This window comes from Thalassotalea sp. G2M2-11 (genome assembly GCF_017168195.1).
GTDB lineage: Bacteria > Pseudomonadota > Gammaproteobacteria > Enterobacterales > Alteromonadaceae > Thalassotalea_E.
Window position 1 is genome coordinate 91,023 of record NZ_JADNYL010000001.1, and the last position, 18,092, is coordinate 109,114.

The following is an 18,092-nucleotide window of genomic DNA, read 5'->3' on the forward strand; positions in this document are numbered from 1 at the left end:
GGTAAATATAATAATCCTTTGACATCTATCGCTGATAAAATCGACCATAGATGATCAGCTGCGGATAATACTAAAAGAGAATTTTATTTGCAAATAACTAAAACGATCTGCTTATGGGTAAAGTATGTGGTTTTTGTTTTACAGTAAGCATTATATAATTTAGAACAAATGCACTAAGAGTAAGAGTTTTTATGAGCCAGGTTTTAAATGATTTATTGGCGTTGTTAACGCTGGAGAAGATAGAGCAGGGGTTATTTCGTGGTCAAAGCCAAGATCTTGGTTTTAAAGCATTGTTTGGCGGCCAAGTGATGGGACAAGCATTATCTGCGGCACAAGAAACCGTCGAATCTACCCGCCATATTCATTCTTTACATTCTTATTTTTTACGTCCTGGTGATGCACAAAAGCCAGTTGTGTATGATGTTGAAAATATTCGCGATGGTCGAAGTTTTAACACTCGTCGGGTGCAGGCGATTCAAAATGGCAAGGCTATCTTTTATATGACTGCATCTTTTCAGCAAGAAGAGCAAGGCTTTGAACATCAAAATACTATGCCTAAGGTTGAGGGACCTGAAGAGCTTCCTTCATTTAGTGACTTTATTTTTGATCATCAGCAGCTTATTCCAGAAAATGTCAGGGGTAAGTTTTTATCTGAAAAACCGATAGAATTACGCCCTGTTGAACAATATAATTGGATTAAGCCCGAACAGTCTGAGCCTATTTGCCATATGTGGATTAAGGCTAATGGTAACTTGCCAGATGATCCGCGCATTCATAAATATATGTTGGCGTATACGTCAGACTTTCATTTTCTACCAACGGCATTATTCCCCCATGGTGTGAGTCACTGGCAGCCGAACTTTCAAATTGCCACCATAGACCATGCTATGTGGTTTCATCGTCCATTTCGCTTTGATCAATGGTTATTATATGTGATGGAAAGCCCTACCACTATGGGGGGACGTGGGCTGGTACGTGGTCAGATATACAATCAAGCTGGCGAGTTAGTGGCAACCACTATGCAAGAAGGCGTTATCCGACAACGTTAACATTTAACGTTGTCGCCAATCGGCACCACTTGGATGCTGGAATACGCGTAATTCAAATACTGGCACCATGGCATAAAGGTGATCAAATATATCGGCTTGAATGCTTTCATAATTGACCCAGTTCTGATCATTACTGAAAAAGTATAATTCCAAAGGTAAGCCTGTGGCCGTTGCGGGCAATTGCCTGACCATGCAGGTCATTTGCTGGTGTACTTTGTCATGTTGGCGTAAATAAGCTTCAATGTAGGCGCGAAAAGTACCAATGTTGGTGAGTTGCCTTTGATTGACCAAATCATTATCTGTAATGCCATTTTGTTGATTGTATGCGGTAATTGCTTGCTGCTTGTCCATTAAGTACTGCTTAATCAACTTAACCTGACTTAACCGCTCAATATCATCTGATTGATAAAAATGAATGCTGGAAATATCAATGGTGATGGTTCGTTTGATGCGCCGACCACCAGAAGCAAACATATCGCGCCAATTTTTAAATGAGCCACTGATCAAAGCGTAGGTTGGTACAGTGGTGACGGTACGATCAAAATTTTGTACTTTGACGGTATTCAGCCCAATTTCTAAGACATCACCGTCTGCTCCATATTGGGGGATTTCAATCCAATCACCTGGTGCGAGCATTTTATTCGCTGATATTTGAATACTGGCGACTAAGCCTTTTATTGTGTCTTGAAATACGAGTAATAACACGGCTGTTAAGGCACCTAAACCACTTAATAAATAAATGGGTGACTTATCAAGAATAAATGAAATGGATAAAATACTGGTGACTAGGTAGATGATAAGCTTGATCACCTGAATGGTGGCATTAAGGGGTAAATAGCGCTTACTGGCCGATTGTTGTGATAAGCTTTTAATCACATTTAAAATCGCATCAAGTGTTCTTGCCACTTGAAAAGCAACCGCCACTTTGGTGGCAACAATTAGAATCGTGAGGGTAATTGTTTCTTGTGCCAATAGTTGCGGAGCAAGAAACCATAAGGTGAGTAATGGTATGATTAACGCTATGCGCTCGAAGACTTTATGTTCAAGTATTAAATCATCCCACTGGTTGCGAGAACGCATAACCAAATGATTAATTAGTGACAGTAACTTATATTTTGTAAAATAATAGGCAAGAGCGCATAGCACTAAGGTAATTGCTAAACCTATCAACAATGTCGCGAGTGCTAGGTTGTCAGAGGAAACCCCTTGTTCAGTTAACCATGAAGAAATAAACGCTAGCATGTTAATCCTTGATTATTGTTGTTGATGAAGCTTAGCCAGTTTCTCATCTTTGTCGAGCCATAATTGATTGACCCATTTTTGAAAGCGAATTTTATGTGCTCTGTCGTTGATGTAGTCGCCCGTGAGGGAATGATCAATATCAGTAATGTTGATGTCGACTTGCACTTGTTGCATCTTACCACATAAGAAATCAATAAAATTAGGCGTTTTATTGGGATAGTAAATGGTGACATCGAGTACTTTATTTAATTGATCCCCCATGGTCGACATCACAAAGCCAATGCCACCAGCCTTAGGTTTTAATAAGTGCTTAAATGGTGAATGTTGCGCTTGATGTTTTGCTTTAGTAAAGCGGGTACCTTCGATAAAGTTCATGATAGATACGGGTTTATGTTTGAATTTTTGACACGCTTTTTGGGTGGTTTCAATATCTTTCCCTTTAAGGTGCGGATTTTTTTTAATAAAGCTTTGGCTATAACGTTTCATAAATGGAAAGTCTAACGCCCACCAAGCAATACCAAGAAAAGGCACATACAATAATTCTTTTTTTAGAAAGAACTTGAGAAAAGGTACTTTACCGTGCAACACCCGTTGTAGCACCAATATATCGACCCATGATTGATGATTGGCGATAACAAGATACCATTGCTTTTTCTCTAATTTTTCTAAACCATTCACTGAAATCTTCGTTTTGGTGAATATTTTTTGGTTGATGGTATTAAGAGCGACCCAATTACTGGCCATTTGATCGAGTAAATAACTAAAAAATTTACGCCAGCCGTGGAAAGGTAAAATGGCTTTTAACAGCGAAAATAAAATGATTGGTATGAGCCATAAAAAAGTATTGATGGCGTATAAACAAAAAGACAAGAACCCAATTAATATTGATGGCAAAAAACTTAACATAATGCAATATATACAATAATTAACCCATTGATAGAGGGTATCATAAAGCGATTTACTTTCCCTTTCAGCTAAATTTTTACTTTTCATTATTATACTGGCTAACAACTAATCAAATATAATCTTTCTATTGTTTTTATGGTCAATTAATCTAAGTAAATGTCCAAAAATGTTCTACTATCATTTGTAATTGCCCTAAAGCAATCAAAAGAACAATTCTTTCTAACAAAGGTCAGACCTTTATTTGCATCTATAATTGAATCAAGGCATTCTAATAGTAAGTTTATAGAATGGAGGATTAATGGATTTTAAAAGAGCGGTGATAAAAGTAGGAAGCGCGTTAATCGCGCCAACAAGCAATGGTTGTAGCGGTCAGTATGCGCTAGCAATCGCACAATTTATCACCAACTGTCAACACCAAGGTAAAGAAATCATACTCGTCTCATCCGGTGGAGTTGCTGCAGGTCGCAGTATTATCCATCACGGTTCCCCTGAATTATCTGTGACTACACGTAAAGCGATGGCCTCTGTAGGGCAAATGCAAATGATGGCCAATTGGCAGCGTTTTTTTGATAACCCGTGCAGTCAAATTTTAATCACCCAAAGTGATTTAGCCGATCGGGCGCGCTTTATCAGCATTAAAGAAACCATCAATGTGCAATTGGCCAATGGTGTATTACCAATTGTTAATGAAAATGATACGGTCAAAACCGATGAACTTGCTGTTGGCGACAACGATAACCTCGCTGCATTAGTTGCACAAGTGTGTGAAGCAGATTGCTTGTTTATTTTAAGTGATATAGATGGCGTATACACCAAAGACCCGAAAGTGAACAGCGATGCTGAATTAGTGCCTGAAATCACCGAAATTACCGATGCAATATATGCCATGGCAGGTACTAGCCGAAGTCACCTCGCTACAGGTGGCATGAAAACAAAGATTGAAGCTGCTGAAAAAGCAATTGAGCATGGTATTGATACTTATATTCTCAATGGTAGCAAGAGTGAAACGTTCGCTTCTTTATTACAGGGTAATAATCCAGGTACTCGCTTTACCGCTGAAAAAGAGATTATTACTGCAAAGAAACATTGGTTAAAACACACATTAAAGAGTCAGGGACAGATTACTTTAGACGCAGGTGCGGTTGATGCACTAGTGAATAAAGGCGCATCGCTGTTACCGTCAGGGATTATATCTGTCAGTAATACTTTCCAAGCGGGTGATACTATCGAATTGCTCGATGATACGACAAAGGAAATTATTGCTAAAGGTATTTGCTTATACAACCACAACGATCTAAGACGCATTATGGGTAAGCATAGTGATGAGATCGATACGATACTGGGTCATAATTATGGCGATGTGATTGTACATCGTGATGACATGGTGATCCTGAAAGAATACAGCAAATAAGTACCGTACAAGTTAACCAAATATAGAGTAATAAAATGACTACTTTTTCTATGGAAGCCATGGCAGCGAACAGTAAAGTTGCTAGCCGTGTTGCTGCACAACTGACAACAGTTGAAAAAAATAATCTTTTAAATCAAATGGCTGATGCAATTGAAGCATCTGCTGACACTATCATTACTGAAAACAAAAAAGACATTGATGCAGGCGAGGCTAAAGGTTTAACTAGTGCCATGCTTGATAGACTATTGCTAACGCCAGAGCGTGTTAAAGATATTAGTGATGCTATTCGTGAAATTGCGACACTGACTGATCCTGTTGGCGATATTAGTAACCTATCTCTACGTCCAAATGGCATGCAAGTGGGTAAAATGCGTATCCCACTGGGTGTGATTGCGATGATTTATGAAGCGAGACCAAACGTCACTGCAGAAGCGGCGGCGTTGTGTATTAAATCAGGTAATGCCGTTATTTTGCGAGGTGGTTCAGAAGCTATCCACAGCAATTTGGCATTAGCACAGTGCTTACATCAAGTACTGGAACAGCAGAATATCGATAAAAATATTGTGGGAGTTATCCCAGATACTAGCCGTGGCGTTATCGAGCAGTTATTAAAACAGCGTGAGACTATCGATTTGGTCATCCCTCGTGGGGGTGAAGGCTTGATTCGCTATGTCACTGAAAACAGCCAGATCCCTGTGATTCAGCATTTTAAAGGGGTTTGTCATTTATTTATTGATAAAGCAGCTGATCTCAATAAAGCAGTTGATATTCTAATCAATGGTAAAACTCAACGACCTAGTGCCTGCAATTCAATTGAAACGTTACTTGTGCATCAAGAGATTGCCGAGCAATTTTTACCGTTAGCGGCAAAGGCTCTTGCAGATGCAGCACAAGTAAAAGTGCATGCCTGTGCGCAAAGCTTACCGTATTTTGAACAAGCAGAGCCCGCTAGTGAAGAGGATTATCATGCAGAATACTTGGCGCAAGAAATTGCGGTTAAAGTGGTGGCAAGCTTTGATGACGCGGTTAGTCATATCAATGAATACACCTCTGATCACACTGAGGTCATAGTGAGCCAAGATACTTCACGAACTCAGCAGTTTATTCGCCAGATTAACTCGTCTGTTGTAATGGTGAATGCCTCATCAAGATTTTCTGATGGTGGGCAATTAGGGTTAGGCTCAGAAATTGGTATTTCTACCAGTAAATTACATGCCTACGGTCCTATGGGCTTAGCATCACTCACCACTGAAAAATTTGTGGTCTATGGTGATGGGCAAGTCAGAGCATAATAACTGCTAAACGCAGCCTAATACTTAGATATTAGGCTGCTATCTCTTTACCAATCGCTCATGCTTACTCAAATGACTACTCAACCCACCCCAGTTTGACGTACAATAGCCAGTAATATAAGCAATACGCTTATGGTTTTTGTTTTCAACGTTGAGGTAAGTAATCATGACGGAAGTGGTTTTTAAACATATGCATATTAATGAATTATATGCAGTGTTAGCAGAGCAGAGCCATGTAGTTGTTGATATTCGAGATCCGGCTTCTTTTCAAGCAAGCCATATTCCAAATGCAATTCACTTAACCAATGATAATATCAGCGACTTTATACGCGAAGCTGATCTAGACGCGCCGCTTGTGGTGTGTTGCTATCATGGTAATTCAAGTCAGCAAGCTGCGCAGTTTTTAGCAAGCCAGGACTTTACTGATGTCTACTCCCTTGATGGCGGTTTTGTTGATTGGCAATTACATTACCCTGAGCATATTGAAAAGGGTGCATAATGAGCTCGATGGATTTAACTGCGCTGGTTGGCGTATCGCAGCATAATGTGGCGTTATTGTTTGCTAATTATTTAATTAATAATGACATTGCGGCTGAAGTTCATCAGCAAGATCAGCAATTTGTTATTTATTGTCAATCTGATAAGTGGCAGCAAGCAAAAGAGTTATTCGAGCAATTTATTGAAAACCCTTATGATGCTAAATACCAAAGTGCAGCATGGCAAAGTGGGCAAACAACGGATGTGGTTGGTCATGCACCATCATTGTGGACGGCTTTTAAGCGCCAGTTTCTTGCCCATGCAGGCTTAGTGACTTTAACCATTTTTGCATTGTGCTGGGCAGTTTATCTTGCCGGTATCATGGGATGGCAGTTGGCCATTTTTGAGCGCATACATTTCTTTGAGCAGTTATCTGTTCAAGCATTTTTTGACAATCCAATTCGGTTGATTGGTCCGGTATTTTTCCATTTCTCCATTTTACACATTGCCTTTAATACTATGTGGTGGTGGCAATTAGGCGGCGATATCGAACAACGCTTAGGTAAGTTTGAGTTGTTGCAACTCTTTTTGATCTCAGGAATATTATCAAATGTTGCGCAGTTTTTAGTATCGGGTCCAAACTTTGGCGGTTTATCGGGTGTGGTATATGGGGTGGTTGGTTATGTATGGTGGGCAGGCTGGTTAGCACCTGAAAAAGGCTTACAGTTATCTCGACCCATTATCGGCTTCTTGCTCTTTTGGTTGTTGCTGGGATTTGTTGATATGCTACCCGTTAACGTTGCCAATACAGCGCATCTAGTTGGTTTAATTGTGGGTTGTTTACTTGCTTGGCTTAAGTTTTCTCCTCGCCAAGCAAGTGAATAGGAGTAACGCTTTAATTATCGAGCCATTGCGTGAACAATAACTTTTTAATCAATGGCTTGCCAGTTTCTTTGGTCAGTAAATTTTTGACTTTTATTTCACATAATTTTTGAATTTCGTGTCGGCCATTAATCGATTTAATTTTGGCCTCCGATTGCTGACCAATAATGGTAATAATGGCGTCACGTAATAATGGTGCATGATGTTCAACTATTTCATAATTAGTTGATTTTTCAATCATTAGTTCCACGGTTAATCGAACATAGCCCATTTTCTTTTTCACAGCGACATAGTTAGTGACAATGGAAGGCTCAAATCCATAATATGCATAATCGGCTGCTTTAGCAGCAGAGAATGTTGTTAGGAAAATTATCAGTAAGATAACGCATCTGATCATATTTGTTTAGCCTATTGTCATGATAAATATTGTCATTATTGATAGTTATTGTAGCCATCTTAGCAAAGATTTTCATTTAATTTATTCGTTTAACGATAAAATAGTCGCTCGCTGTAAAATAGGAGTAAAAGCCTCGTGGCAAATATCAACACCTGATGAAAAAAAACTGTTATCATACGCCCGTTTTAATGGTTATGGCTCGTAAAAATTAATGACAAAGTACGCTGATCAACATACTCTGTTTCCTGTGCAGCTACACGCGAATTGGCGTGATGCACAATCGTTTTCTCTTCCTGAACATCTGCGTGATTGGTTGCTAGAACCCAGTTCGCTGACTGCCCGTTTGAAACAACATTGTCGAGAGTTTCGTGTCGAAGTGTTGGGACAACAAGTGTTGCCTTGCCCAGTTGATGAAGCAACAGCAGAAGTTGCTGTTGATCAAGATGTGTTAGTGCGAGAAGTGATTTTATATTGTGATCAGCAACCTAGCGTATTTGCTCGTAGTTTGTTGCCGCTTAGTTCGTTAACCGGTGATGCTCAGCAACTGGCTAATTTAGGTGAACAACCCCTAGGGCAAGTGATTTTTACTCATCCCAACTTGGTACGTAAACGAATTGAAGTGGCGTCATTTGATGAGGCATCAACCGTCGCGAGTTTAGCCAAGCATTGCCAACTGCCGGTGTCATCACCATTGTGGGGACGACGTTCAATTTTTATGCTGGCGGATAAACCTTTAATTGTTTCTGAAGTATTTCTCCCTCATGCTGCGGCATATAATGCTAAGAGTATGAACTGATGACCCAAGCTTCAACTTCCTCTTGGCAAAATAAATGGCATGCGGTTAAGCAAATCACGCGCATGGATAAACCCATTGGCACTTACTTATTATTGTGGCCGACATTTTGGGCATTGTGGATAGCATCCGATGGTTTTCCCACATTTCATCACTTATTTGTTTTTGGTTTAGGGGTTTTTATTATGCGCAGTGCAGGCTGTGTCATCAATGATTATGCCGATCGTCATGTTGATGGCAAAGTAAAACGCACTGAGAATCGACCTTTGGTTTCTGGTGCTATGACGAGTCAGCAAGCGCTAAGTTTGTTTGCTTTTCTAATTGGTGGAGCCTTGGCACTGGTATTAACTTTGACTTTTTATACTATTCAATTATCGGTTATCGCCTTATTGTTAGCAGCCAGCTATCCATTTATGAAGCGTTATACTCATTTACCGCAAGTGGTATTAGGTGCAGCATTTAGCTGGGGCATGATCATGGCGTTTGCTGAAACCATGGGTGAAGTACCACTGGTCGCCTGGATGCTTTTTGCTGCCAACTTAATGTGGACAGTGGCTTACGACACTATGTATGCCATGGTGGATCGTGATGATGATATATTAATCGGGGTGAAATCGACGGCCATCTTGTTTGGTCAAAACGACAAGCGGATTATCGGCTTTTTACAGCTTATGACGTTAGCATTGCTTTTTAGCGTTGGGGAAATCTTAGCCTTTGGCTGGCCTTATCAATTGGCCTTGGTGATATCAGCCGGTTTATTTTGTTATCAACAAATGTTAATTGCAACGAGAGAGCGCCAACCCTGTTTTCAGGCTTTTCTGAATAATCATTGGGTTGGCTTAGTGGTCTTTATTGGGATTTACGTTGAATACCTGTGATCGTTAAATACAAACATTAACGTAAAATACTTTGTAATACTGCGATATCAACTAGGTTGTGCACTTTAGGCTTGAGCGTTTCTATGGTGCTACTGGCCATTAATTTTCCATCATCATCACTTGCGATAAATCCGTGTTCTCGCATCGCATTAATTAAGGTCATTTGCGCTTTTTTATCAATGAACTCAGGGGCATTGATATTGTTAATTACAGATAAGCGCTTAGCAATTGCCACGACTTTTTCACTGAATTCATTTTTGCCAATTGGCGACAGTCGTTTGATTAGCGTGGTGATGATTGTTAAGCGTAGTAATGTTTCTTCAACACATTCACCGAGTAATTTGATTTTGTTCAGTGAATTGTGATCATCTACCAGCGTCCAAAATCCAGCTTTACTTTGTTTCGCGTGTTGTTGCTCTGCTAATACCGATAAAATTTGTTTGGTGGCGCTCGCTAATTGCTCGTCATTTTGCCAGAGGAAGAAATCATTTTTTAATAACGGCATCAGAGTAAGGACATGCTCGATGATATCTTGTTGATTGATCTTGGCGGTGCGGTCTAATATTCGGCAGATTAATGCCGGCAGGATATAGGTATGGAGAACATTATTGCGATAATAACGCATTTCAAGTGCGGCTGAGTCGCTTAGTGAAATAATATCGCCGAAACTATCCTGTTCGACTGTCACTTTATTTAAACTGATTGCATGTGATAACAATTGCTGACCATTTTGTTCAGGAATGGTCAGTTCATCACTGTATGGAGCATCTCGCTGCATCATTAAGAAAAAGTCGAGCTGTGCTTCTAACTCTTGACGAGATAAGGCTTTATTTTCTGAAGCATGAAGGATCAAGGCTATTAATGAGATGCTATTAAGCGCCGCACATTTGTTAATGGCAACCATCACTTGATCTGCCAGTACGTTCACACTAGGAGTTAGCCAAGTAGGTTTTTGAGGCTCTACTTCATCAATGGCAGACTTCCAATCGGGTACCTGCTCAGTTAAAAATTGATTGATATTAATCGGTGTACCAAAATTAACATAGCCTTTCCCGTAATTACGCAGGTTTCGAATGGCTTTAAATACACCAAAAATAGATTCATTTTGCTTTTTACTACCACTTAATTCTTTATGGTAAGTGCCTACTTCCATCACATGTTCATACCCTAAGTATACAGGTACAATCGTCAGCGGACGTTTGATACCACGCAGTAAACTTTGAATAGTCATGGCTAACATACCCGTTTTTGGCTCAAGTAATTTACCAGTGCGACTACGCCCACCTTCAGAATAGTATTTCACCGAATATCCGCGTTCAAACAATAAGCCTAAATATTCACGAAAAATAGTGGAGTACATACGATTACCACGAAAACTACGGCGAATAAAAAATGCCCCAGCTTTTCGAAAAATTGGTCCTGCCGGCCAAAAATTTAAATTAATACCCGCAGCAATTCTGGGGGTAACTAAGCCTTGTTGATAAATGATGTAGGTTAGCAGTAAGTAGTCCATATGGCTGCGATGACAAGGAACATAGATAACTTCATGACCTTCGTCAGCTAATTCGCGCAAAGTATTGGCATTATTGACTTCAATACCACTATATAATCGATTCCATAACCAATGCAGTATGCGTTCGCCCACACGGATCATTGATTCACGATAATCGCCGGCAATTTCGTCCATGATAGCGAGCGCTTGTTTTTTGGCTTTCTCTTCAGTGATTTTTTTACTGGCGACTTCTTCTGAAATTAACCGCTTAATGGATGGGTTTTTCATTAAGGTTTTAAACATTTGCTGGCGATGCATTAGACGTGGGCCTGTCGCCGCAATTTTTTGTCGATAAAAATGAAAACGAGCAACGCGTAGTAATTTACGGGCTATTTTATCGTCGGTACCATGCTTATCTGCCATAAAACGAAACGATAATGGATCACTGAAGCGCACTAAGGTGTTACGTCCTAAAAATAAAACAATAAAGAACTTACGCAGCCAGTTGGGAGACTCCTGATCAGCGAGTAAAGTACCAATACTGGCTTTGTTTCTTTCAACCGTGGGTTTACGTCCCCAGATCAAATTCACGGGGATTAACTGAGCATCGAGTGCGTTATTGATGTGATGCGCGGTTAATATTGCTTCTCCTTGAAGTTGAGCCGCCTGATTGGTTGTGCCCGCAGAGCCGAATAGGCGACTAGGCTGTTCAAGACAAAAAGTACGATCGTAACGTTTACCATCAATGGTGACTTGTTCCAGAGGATCAGGATAGTGCAGTTTCTTACAGGCTTTTTTTAACGCCAATAAATCGCTTGCAGATTTATTGCGTACCACATAAAAGATTGGTTTATTGTTATTAGCTTGTTTATTATCGAGGACATTATCGGCAACAATTCTACAATTTACCCAAATTTTTATCGGTAGATTTAATAGAAAGTAGAAAAATTGTCGGAATGCTAACATCTGGTTTTACTCGGTTTTATTAGGATTATTAGTTTAGCAGTTTTCACTAAACTTGTCGTTTTGTGCGAATTTTACCGCAATATGCTAATGAACATAAGTGCATTTATACTAGCAGGGAATTATTAATATGAGTTTGCGAATATTTTGGATTGCTATCTCGATAATTGCGTTACCTAACTTAGTCTGTGCAGAGAATCAATCTGCATTAAGTGCTGTTGAACAGCACATGGTGCAAGATATTCATCAAAATCTTAACACTACTTTAACTGAGCTTGAGCAAGCGGTAAATATCAACAGTGGCTCGATGAATTTTAATGGGGTTAAAGCGGTTGGTAATTTAATGCTTAGGCAATTATCGCAATTAGGATTTGATGCTAAGTGGCATGATGGCAGTGCCTTTAATCGTGCAGGTCATGTGGTTGCTACTTATATGAGTCACAATCCTGATGCTAAAAAAGTTCTGATGATAGGGCATTTAGATACCGTATTTGCTCAAGATGATAGTTTTCAAAAATTTAGCAAAATTTCAGAAACCGAAATCGCGGGCCCAGGGATCACCGATATGAAAGGGGGTAATGCCATTATTATTGCCAGCATACGGGCATTGAAAAATGCCGGTATATTGGATGACATCAGCATTAAAGTGGTGATGACTGGCGATGAAGAAAGTAGTGGCAGACCTCTGTCTCTCTCAAAAAAGGCGATTGTTGATGCAAGTCAGTGGGCTGATGTCGCGTTGGGGTTTGAAGACGGTGACAGCAACATTAAAACCGCGATGGTTGCCCGCAGAGGCTATACTGGTTGGACTCTCAAAGTGAGTGGAAAACCGGCTCATTCTTCACAAATTTTTACTGAACAAGAAGGCTTTGGCGCTATTTTTGAAGCCGCACGTATATTAAATGCCTTTAGAGAGCAATTATCCTCTATAGAGTATTTATCGTTTAACCCAGGTGTAATTGCAGGCGGTACACGCATTGACCAAGCGCAATTACCAACTCTATCGGTTTTTGGTAAATCTAATGTGATTGCGCAAACAGTAACAGTGTCTGGTGATTTGCGTGCATTAACTGCACAGCAAGTGGCTCACGCCAAACAAGTCATGCAAACAATTGTCAAACAAAATCTTGCTCATACTCAAGCAAGTATTGAGTTTGAAACAGGGTACCCTCCGATGGCACCAAGTGCTGGCAATCGTCAGCTGTTAGCATTATACAGTCAAGTTAGCCAAGACTTAGGCTACAATGAAGTTGTGGCGGCAAACCCGAGAAAAGCAGGTGCTGCTGATATTTCCTTTGCTGCGAATAAAGTTGATATGGCATTAGATGGCTTAGGCTTAATGGGTCGAGGCGGACATACTAAGGATGAAGTGGCTGATATTACCTCATTGGCTAAAAATATTGAGAAAACGACATTGTTGTTATACCGTTTATCTCGTATAACGGATTAAAAATCACTGGAGCTGCCGTGAAAAAAATAGCTGTTTTTGTTGACGTACAAAATATTTATTACACCACTCGCGATGCCTTTCAACGGCAGTTTAATTACCGTAAATTTTGGCAAATGCTGAGTGAAGAGGGCGTTATTGTGATTGCCAACGCCTATGCCATACAACGAAGTGATGATGCTCAACACAAGTTTCAAAAAGCGTTAAAACATATTGGCTTTAACGTTAAGTTAAAACCTTATATTCAACGAAGTGATGGCTCAGCAAAAGGTGATTGGGATGTTGGTATTACAATCGATGTGATGGAAACTGCACCTGATGTTGATGAAGTTGTTTTACTCTCTGGTGATGGCGATTTTGATCTATTGCTGCAAAGTATTAAGGATAAATATCAAGTACATACTAAAGTATACGGCGTATTACGCTTAACAGCCAATTCGTTAATCAATAGTGCTGATGAATATATTCCTATTGATGAGGCGATGTTGCAGTAATCCATACATAGCAGCATTTCACTTATCCATACGCAGAGTCTAAGTTAGTAAATAAGGCGAGGGCTCACACTTTAGCACTATTCGCTTTTACAAAACATTGGATTAAAATGCATGCAGACCAATAATAAACATGAGCTCATATGCTATCGATTTCCGCGCTAGTTTTAATTTCATTTTTCTATTTAGTTTTATTATTTGCTATTGCTTTTGTTGGCGATAAATACACGATTTCAACGAAATTAAAACCGGTAGTTTTTAGCTTAGGCTTAGGGGTTTATTGTACGTCGTGGGCTATTTATGGCGTTACCGGACAATTTGCCCAAACGGGTTGGTGGTTTACGCCAACTTTTACCGGCGCAATACTGGTTTTTATTTTTGCTTGGCCTTTGGTGCTCAAAGTTGCACGTATTTGTCGTGAACAATCACTGACGTCGTTAGCCGATTTTATTGCCTCTCGCTATGGTAAATCGTCAAAACTTGCTGGCTTAATTACTATTACTGCGGTGTTTGCCATCATTCCATATATTGCATTACAACTGCGCGCCATTACCAATAGTTTTAATACCGTAACCAATCATTCATTTGCGTTGAGTCGTATCGATATCACACTTTTGTTTACCTTAACATTAGCGGTTTTTGCTATTTTATTTGGTACACGGCGTATTCGATCCTCTGAGCATAATCCCGGGTTGCTGTTAGCAATCGCTTTTGAATCTATCGTAAAACTGGTGACATTTTTAGCTATTGGCTTTTTTGTCTGTTTTGTCATGTTTGATGGCATGTCTGATTTATTTACTCAAGCGGAAACCAATCAAGCGGTACAAGATATCAGTGCACCACCGAGCTATGTTTATCTGACTCAAACCTTGCTGGGGGTGTTAATGATGTTTTGTTTACCCCGCCAATTTCATATGACTTTTATTGAGCATGATAACGAACGTGAATTAAACGCTGCTCGTTGGCTATTTCCATTGTATATGATTTTGTTGAATGTCTTTGCTTTACCCATTGCTTATGCTGGCTTGATTTTATTCGATGGTTCCAGTATTGGCTCCGACAGCTTTATGTTGCAATTACCTATGTTGGCAGGAAATTACTGGATGACGGCTGTGTCGTATTTAGGTGGTTTTTCGGCTGCAACCAGTATGGCAATAGTGGCAACCATAGTGTTGAGTATTATGGTGTCAAATGACTTAGTAACGCCTAAATTGTTAGTCAGAGAGAGCGGCTTACAACAACAGCAACGCTTGAGTCCAAATACTTTACTGATCATTCGTCGTATCACCATCGTCGTGATTTTACTGGCGGCCTATGCCTATCATCAGGTGACCTCTAATGCCGAGTTGCTGGCGATGACAGGACTGATGTCAATGTCTTTGGTGGCGCAGTTTTCACCAGCATTATTGTTAGGATTAATTTGGCGACGGGCGAATGTTAAAGCGGCTTATCGAAGTATTTTAGTTGGTACGTCGTTATGGTTTTATACCTTACTGCTGCCATCACTAAATCATAATTTGGTCAACATTGATGCCTTGCTTGAACATGGCTTACTTGGTATCTCATGGCTTCGTCCAACCATGATGTTTGGCTTAGAATTAGAGTTTATTTCACATGGTGTGATCGTCAGTTTAGTCACCAGCTTTGTGGTCTTTATTTATTATTCTTTGATTGTTCAGCCAGATATTAATGAACAATTACAGGCACATAGTTTTATTGGCAAAGATAGCCCCGGTAAAGAGACTCAGCATTTAGCGTCGAAATTATCCATTAAAGAATTACACCATGTGTTAGTGCGCTTTTTTGGTCAACAATTTGCTGATCAATTATTACAACAACACTTTCAGCAACAATCATTTGATTGGCATCATACCGCATCAGTCAAACTTGAGCAGCAAGCAGAACAAGAGTTGGCTGGGGTAATTGGTGGCGCATCAGCTAAACTTTTGCTCGATTCTGCTAAAAGAAGACGACATGCTCAGCTCAATGAGGTAGTTGATATTGTTGATGAAGCGAGTGAGCTATTAAAGTTTAACCGTTCTTTATTACAAGCGACCATCCAAAATGTTGAGCAAGGGATCTCCGTGGTCGATAAAGAGTTAAGGGTGGTTGCTTGGAATCGACGTTATATTGAAATGTTTGATTACCCAGAAGCTGAAATTTTTGTCGGACGACCGGTCGAAGAGGTCTTAAGATTTAACGCAAAACGTGGTTTTTTTCCTAAGCATAACAGTGCGTTAGAAGTAGCTAAGCGGATTGCTTATCTAGAGGAAGGCAAATCATATCGTTATCAGCGTGTGCAGCGAAATGGCAAAGTGTATGAAATGTCAGGTAACCCGCTTCCTGGTGGCGGTTTTGTTACCACCTATTCAGATATCACGGAATTTGTGAATACACAAAAAGCGCTAGAAGAAATTAATGTGCATTTGGAAAGCCGTGTAGCGCAACGTACTCAGGATTTACAGCAATTAAATATACATCTGCAAGCAGCAAAACAAGAAGCGGAGCAGGCGAATATTAATAAAACTCGTTATTTCGCCGCACTCAGTCATGATTTATTGCAACCATTTAATGCTGCGAGTTTATTTTCATCCATTTTAGTCGAGAAAACAGAAGAGGAACTGGTTGATAGCAAAGAGGTAAATGAACTCAGTCAAAATATCCACCGTTCATTGAGTAATGCCGAGCAATTATTGACCTCGATTTTAGAGTTGACCAAGCTCGATGCAGGCACTACTCAGCCATTTGTTGAAGATTTTTATATTGATGAGTTTATCTTACCTATTTGCCAAGATTACGCCTTAATTGCCAAAACCAAGGGGTTGGTATTTACCCAGCACATTGCGCAATTGGGAACGCGCTCTGACAAAGCATTATTGCGCCGTGTATTGCAGAATTTATTATCAAATGCGGTGAGGTATACGCCTAAAGGTGAAATTTGCGTTGTTGCTCAGCAGCATGAAAGTGAGTTACTCATTAGTGTCCGTGATACAGGCGTTGGTATTGCTGCGGTTGATCAGCAACGTATCTTCAATGACTTTGAGCAGATAGGACATACAACGGATGAAGATCATCATGTTGGCTTAGGACTAGGGTTAGCGATTACCTCGCGGATTTGTAAAATACTGGGTATATCATTAAGTGTGCAATCAACAGAGGGGCAAGGCAGTTGTTTTACCATTAGCTTACCTATTATTAATGTTACGGCTAAACCTTCGCTGGCCCCCTCGTCTTCACGACAAAAAAGCCGGCTTGATCTGGCTAAGCTTAATGTTTTAGTGATAGATAATGACCAGTCGGTATTATTAGCAATGGTAAAACGTTTAGCAGAGTGGGGCTGTAAGGCACAATCTGCCATGGATGAAGAAATAGCATTAGATTGCTGTAAAAAACAGCAACCGGACATCATTATTGCTGATTATCATCTTGATGCGGGTAAAACAGGGGTACAAGCGGTGCAGTTTGTTAATCAACAACTCGGGCTCTGTATTCCTGTGATCATCAATTCAGCGGATCATTCAGATGAGATACATGAGCAAGTGGTTGAAAATGGCTACGTCTTTATTCATAAGCCGGTTAAGCCAGCAGCGCTAAAAAGAGCGATTAAAAAACTGATAGTCTAATGATATTGTTTTAATATGTTTAACCACGACTTATTAGCTGGTAGCGTGGCAATAATGTCATCAATATCGTTAAAAATCTCAGGTAAATGTTTGGGTACTAGCACTTTGCGATTGTAGATATCGTGTGGTTTTTTGGATAAATGAAATAATTGCTGCCAGTTGTTTTTTTTCACCATATAACTGAAGGTTGAGTTGCTGATCACCGCTACATCAATACGTTGATTAAGCAGCATATAAAATAAGTCTACTTCGTTGGCAGTGTTAACTCGTTGCAATTTTTGTTGCTTGACCAGTTCATTAATTCCAAAGTAATAAAATCCTCTGACGCCGCCAAAAACCTTCCCGATAAACGATTCGGGATTGGTAAATTCAAAACTGGTGCTGGCTAAGGATACAATCTCATCTCTGTCTACGGTGAATGGCGCCGACCAAAAGTATTTTTGTTGTTCTTTATCGTCAAACCACACGGGGTTTACCCCCAGCAATATACCTTCTAATTGGTGCTGAATGAGCATGCGCTCGATACGTTTACGCGGCACATGAACGGCGTCAAAAGTAAAATGCTCGCTATGGCGATTGAGGTAGTCAGTGAAATCGTAATATAGCCCTTGTTGTTTTTGAATATCAATCACAAGGGGAGGTTTATTATGGTAAAAAAAAACAGTTACCGCTTGTTTATCATAAGCGGCAGTAATGCTGGAAAAAAGCAATAATAGTGAAAGTAAGTAATACAAAAGCAGTTGATCTTC

15 protein-coding genes are annotated in these 18,092 nt (G+C 40.0%); 10 read left to right on the forward strand and 5 right to left on the reverse strand.

What is annotated here, in order from left to right; translation table 11 throughout:
* Positions 1-191: 191 nt before the first annotated feature.
* The gene (gene tesB, locus IV514_RS00395; RefSeq protein ID WP_206482945.1) at positions 192-1,049 is read left to right on the forward strand and encodes an acyl-CoA thioesterase II; all 858 of its coding nucleotides are present in this window, start codon (positions 192-194) and stop codon (positions 1,047-1,049) included.
* Between the two features lie 3 nt (positions 1,050-1,052).
* Here tesB and IV514_RS00400 read toward each other — a convergent pair whose 3' ends face one another.
* Together IV514_RS00400 and IV514_RS00405 are read right to left on the reverse strand one after the other, a co-directional pair.
* A complete protein-coding gene (locus tag IV514_RS00400) occupies positions 1,053-2,291 on the reverse strand; it encodes a mechanosensitive ion channel family protein (protein ID WP_206482946.1) in 1,239 nt (412 codons plus the stop codon).
* A 12-nt stretch (positions 2,292-2,303) separates the two neighbouring features.
* Positions 2,304-3,197, reverse strand: a complete 894-nt coding sequence (locus IV514_RS00405; protein ID WP_206483971.1) for an acyltransferase — start codon at positions 3,195-3,197, stop codon at positions 2,304-2,306.
* Positions 3,198-3,495: 298 nt separating this feature from the next.
* Between IV514_RS00405 and proB the strand changes: the two genes are divergently transcribed.
* The 4 genes from proB to glpG all read left to right on the forward strand — a co-directional run bounded on the left by proB (position 3,496) and on the right by glpG (position 7,262).
* Positions 3,496-4,608 carry a glutamate 5-kinase gene (proB, locus tag IV514_RS00410; RefSeq protein ID WP_206482947.1) on the forward strand — a complete coding sequence of 371 codons (1,113 nt, stop codon included), beginning with the start codon at positions 3,496-3,498 and terminating at the stop codon, positions 4,606-4,608.
* 35 nt (positions 4,609-4,643) lie between these two features.
* Entirely contained in the window at positions 4,644-5,900 is a 1,257-nt protein-coding gene (locus IV514_RS00415; protein WP_206482948.1) for a glutamate-5-semialdehyde dehydrogenase, read from the forward strand.
* 166 nt (positions 5,901-6,066) lie between these two features.
* Positions 6,067-6,399, forward strand: coding sequence for a thiosulfate sulfurtransferase GlpE (gene glpE / locus IV514_RS00420; protein WP_206482949.1), 333 nt, complete (start codon positions 6,067-6,069; stop codon positions 6,397-6,399).
* Positions 6,399-7,262, forward strand: coding sequence for a rhomboid family intramembrane serine protease GlpG (glpG, locus tag IV514_RS00425; RefSeq protein WP_206482950.1), 864 nt, complete (start codon positions 6,399-6,401; stop codon positions 7,260-7,262). Before glpE ends, glpG begins: the two co-directional genes overlap by 1 nt.
* 10 nt (positions 7,263-7,272) lie before the next feature.
* Here glpG and IV514_RS00430 read toward each other — a convergent pair whose 3' ends face one another.
* Positions 7,273-7,656 (reverse strand): flagellar basal body-associated FliL family protein, encoded by a 384-nt coding sequence (locus IV514_RS00430; protein ID WP_206482951.1) that lies wholly within the window; start codon positions 7,654-7,656, stop codon positions 7,273-7,275.
* Positions 7,657-7,867: 211 nt separating this feature from the next.
* On the opposite strand from IV514_RS00430, the gene IV514_RS00435 reads away from it, so the two are divergent.
* Both IV514_RS00435 and ubiA read left to right on the forward strand, forming a co-directional pair.
* Positions 7,868-8,452: a chorismate lyase gene (locus IV514_RS00435; RefSeq protein ID WP_206482952.1), complete on the forward strand. Its 585-nt coding sequence runs from the start codon at positions 7,868-7,870 to the stop codon at positions 8,450-8,452.
* Positions 8,452-9,327, forward strand: coding sequence for a 4-hydroxybenzoate octaprenyltransferase (gene ubiA / locus IV514_RS00440; RefSeq protein WP_206482953.1), 876 nt, complete (start codon positions 8,452-8,454; stop codon positions 9,325-9,327). Before IV514_RS00435 ends, ubiA begins: the two co-directional genes overlap by 1 nt.
* 16 nt (positions 9,328-9,343) lie before the next feature.
* Here the strand turns inward: ubiA and plsB are convergent, their stop codons facing one another.
* The gene (gene plsB / locus IV514_RS00445) at positions 9,344-11,785 is read right to left on the reverse strand and encodes a glycerol-3-phosphate 1-O-acyltransferase PlsB (protein WP_206482954.1); all 2,442 of its coding nucleotides are present in this window, start codon (positions 11,783-11,785) and stop codon (positions 9,344-9,346) included.
* Positions 11,786-11,912: 127 nt separating this feature from the next.
* Here plsB and IV514_RS00450 point away from each other — a divergent pair, with 127 nt between their 5' ends.
* From IV514_RS00450 to IV514_RS00460, 3 genes are all read left to right on the forward strand, one after another.
* Positions 11,913-13,232, forward strand: a complete 1,320-nt coding sequence (locus IV514_RS00450; protein WP_206482955.1) for a M20/M25/M40 family metallo-hydrolase — start codon at positions 11,913-11,915, stop codon at positions 13,230-13,232.
* Between the two features lie 17 nt (positions 13,233-13,249).
* Positions 13,250-13,723, forward strand: coding sequence for an NYN domain-containing protein (locus IV514_RS00455; RefSeq protein WP_206482956.1), 474 nt, complete (start codon positions 13,250-13,252; stop codon positions 13,721-13,723).
* A 140-nt stretch (positions 13,724-13,863) separates the two neighbouring features.
* Positions 13,864-17,343: a PAS domain-containing hybrid sensor histidine kinase/response regulator gene (locus tag IV514_RS00460; RefSeq protein ID WP_206482957.1), complete on the forward strand. Its 3,480-nt coding sequence runs from the start codon at positions 13,864-13,866 to the stop codon at positions 17,341-17,343.
* Here IV514_RS00460 and IV514_RS00465 read toward each other — a convergent pair.
* Complete coding sequence (locus tag IV514_RS00465) at positions 17,340-18,077, reverse strand: transporter substrate-binding domain-containing protein (protein WP_206482958.1); 738 nt, start codon at positions 18,075-18,077, stop codon at positions 17,340-17,342. The genes IV514_RS00460 and IV514_RS00465 overlap by 4 nt on opposite strands.
* Positions 18,078-18,092: the final 15 nt, after the last annotated feature.

Coding starts and splice junctions, on each gene's coding strand:
- glpG (WP_206482950.1), top strand. CDS start 6,399: ATGAGCTCGATGGATTTAACTGCGCTGGTTGGCGTATCGCAGCATAAT.
- IV514_RS00435 (WP_206482952.1), top strand. CDS start 7,868: ATGACAAAGTACGCTGATCAACATACTCTGTTTCCTGTGCAGCTACAC.
- plsB (WP_206482954.1), bottom strand. CDS start 11,785: ATGTTAGCATTCCGACAATTTTTCTACTTTCTATTAAATCTACCGATA.
- IV514_RS00430 (WP_206482951.1), bottom strand. CDS start 7,656: ATGATCAGATGCGTTATCTTACTGATAATTTTCCTAACAACATTCTCT.
- glpE (WP_206482949.1), top strand. CDS start 6,067: ATGACGGAAGTGGTTTTTAAACATATGCATATTAATGAATTATATGCA.
- proB (WP_206482947.1), top strand. CDS start 3,496: ATGGATTTTAAAAGAGCGGTGATAAAAGTAGGAAGCGCGTTAATCGCG.
- IV514_RS00405 (WP_206483971.1), bottom strand. CDS start 3,197: ATGTTAAGTTTTTTGCCATCAATATTAATTGGGTTCTTGTCTTTTTGT.
- IV514_RS00415 (WP_206482948.1), top strand. CDS start 4,644: ATGACTACTTTTTCTATGGAAGCCATGGCAGCGAACAGTAAAGTTGCT.
- IV514_RS00450 (WP_206482955.1), top strand. CDS start 11,913: ATGAGTTTGCGAATATTTTGGATTGCTATCTCGATAATTGCGTTACCT.
- IV514_RS00460 (WP_206482957.1), top strand. CDS start 13,864: ATGCTATCGATTTCCGCGCTAGTTTTAATTTCATTTTTCTATTTAGTT.
- tesB (WP_206482945.1), top strand. CDS start 192: ATGAGCCAGGTTTTAAATGATTTATTGGCGTTGTTAACGCTGGAGAAG.
- IV514_RS00400 (WP_206482946.1), bottom strand. CDS start 2,291: ATGCTAGCGTTTATTTCTTCATGGTTAACTGAACAAGGGGTTTCCTCT.
- ubiA (WP_206482953.1), top strand. CDS start 8,452: ATGACCCAAGCTTCAACTTCCTCTTGGCAAAATAAATGGCATGCGGTT.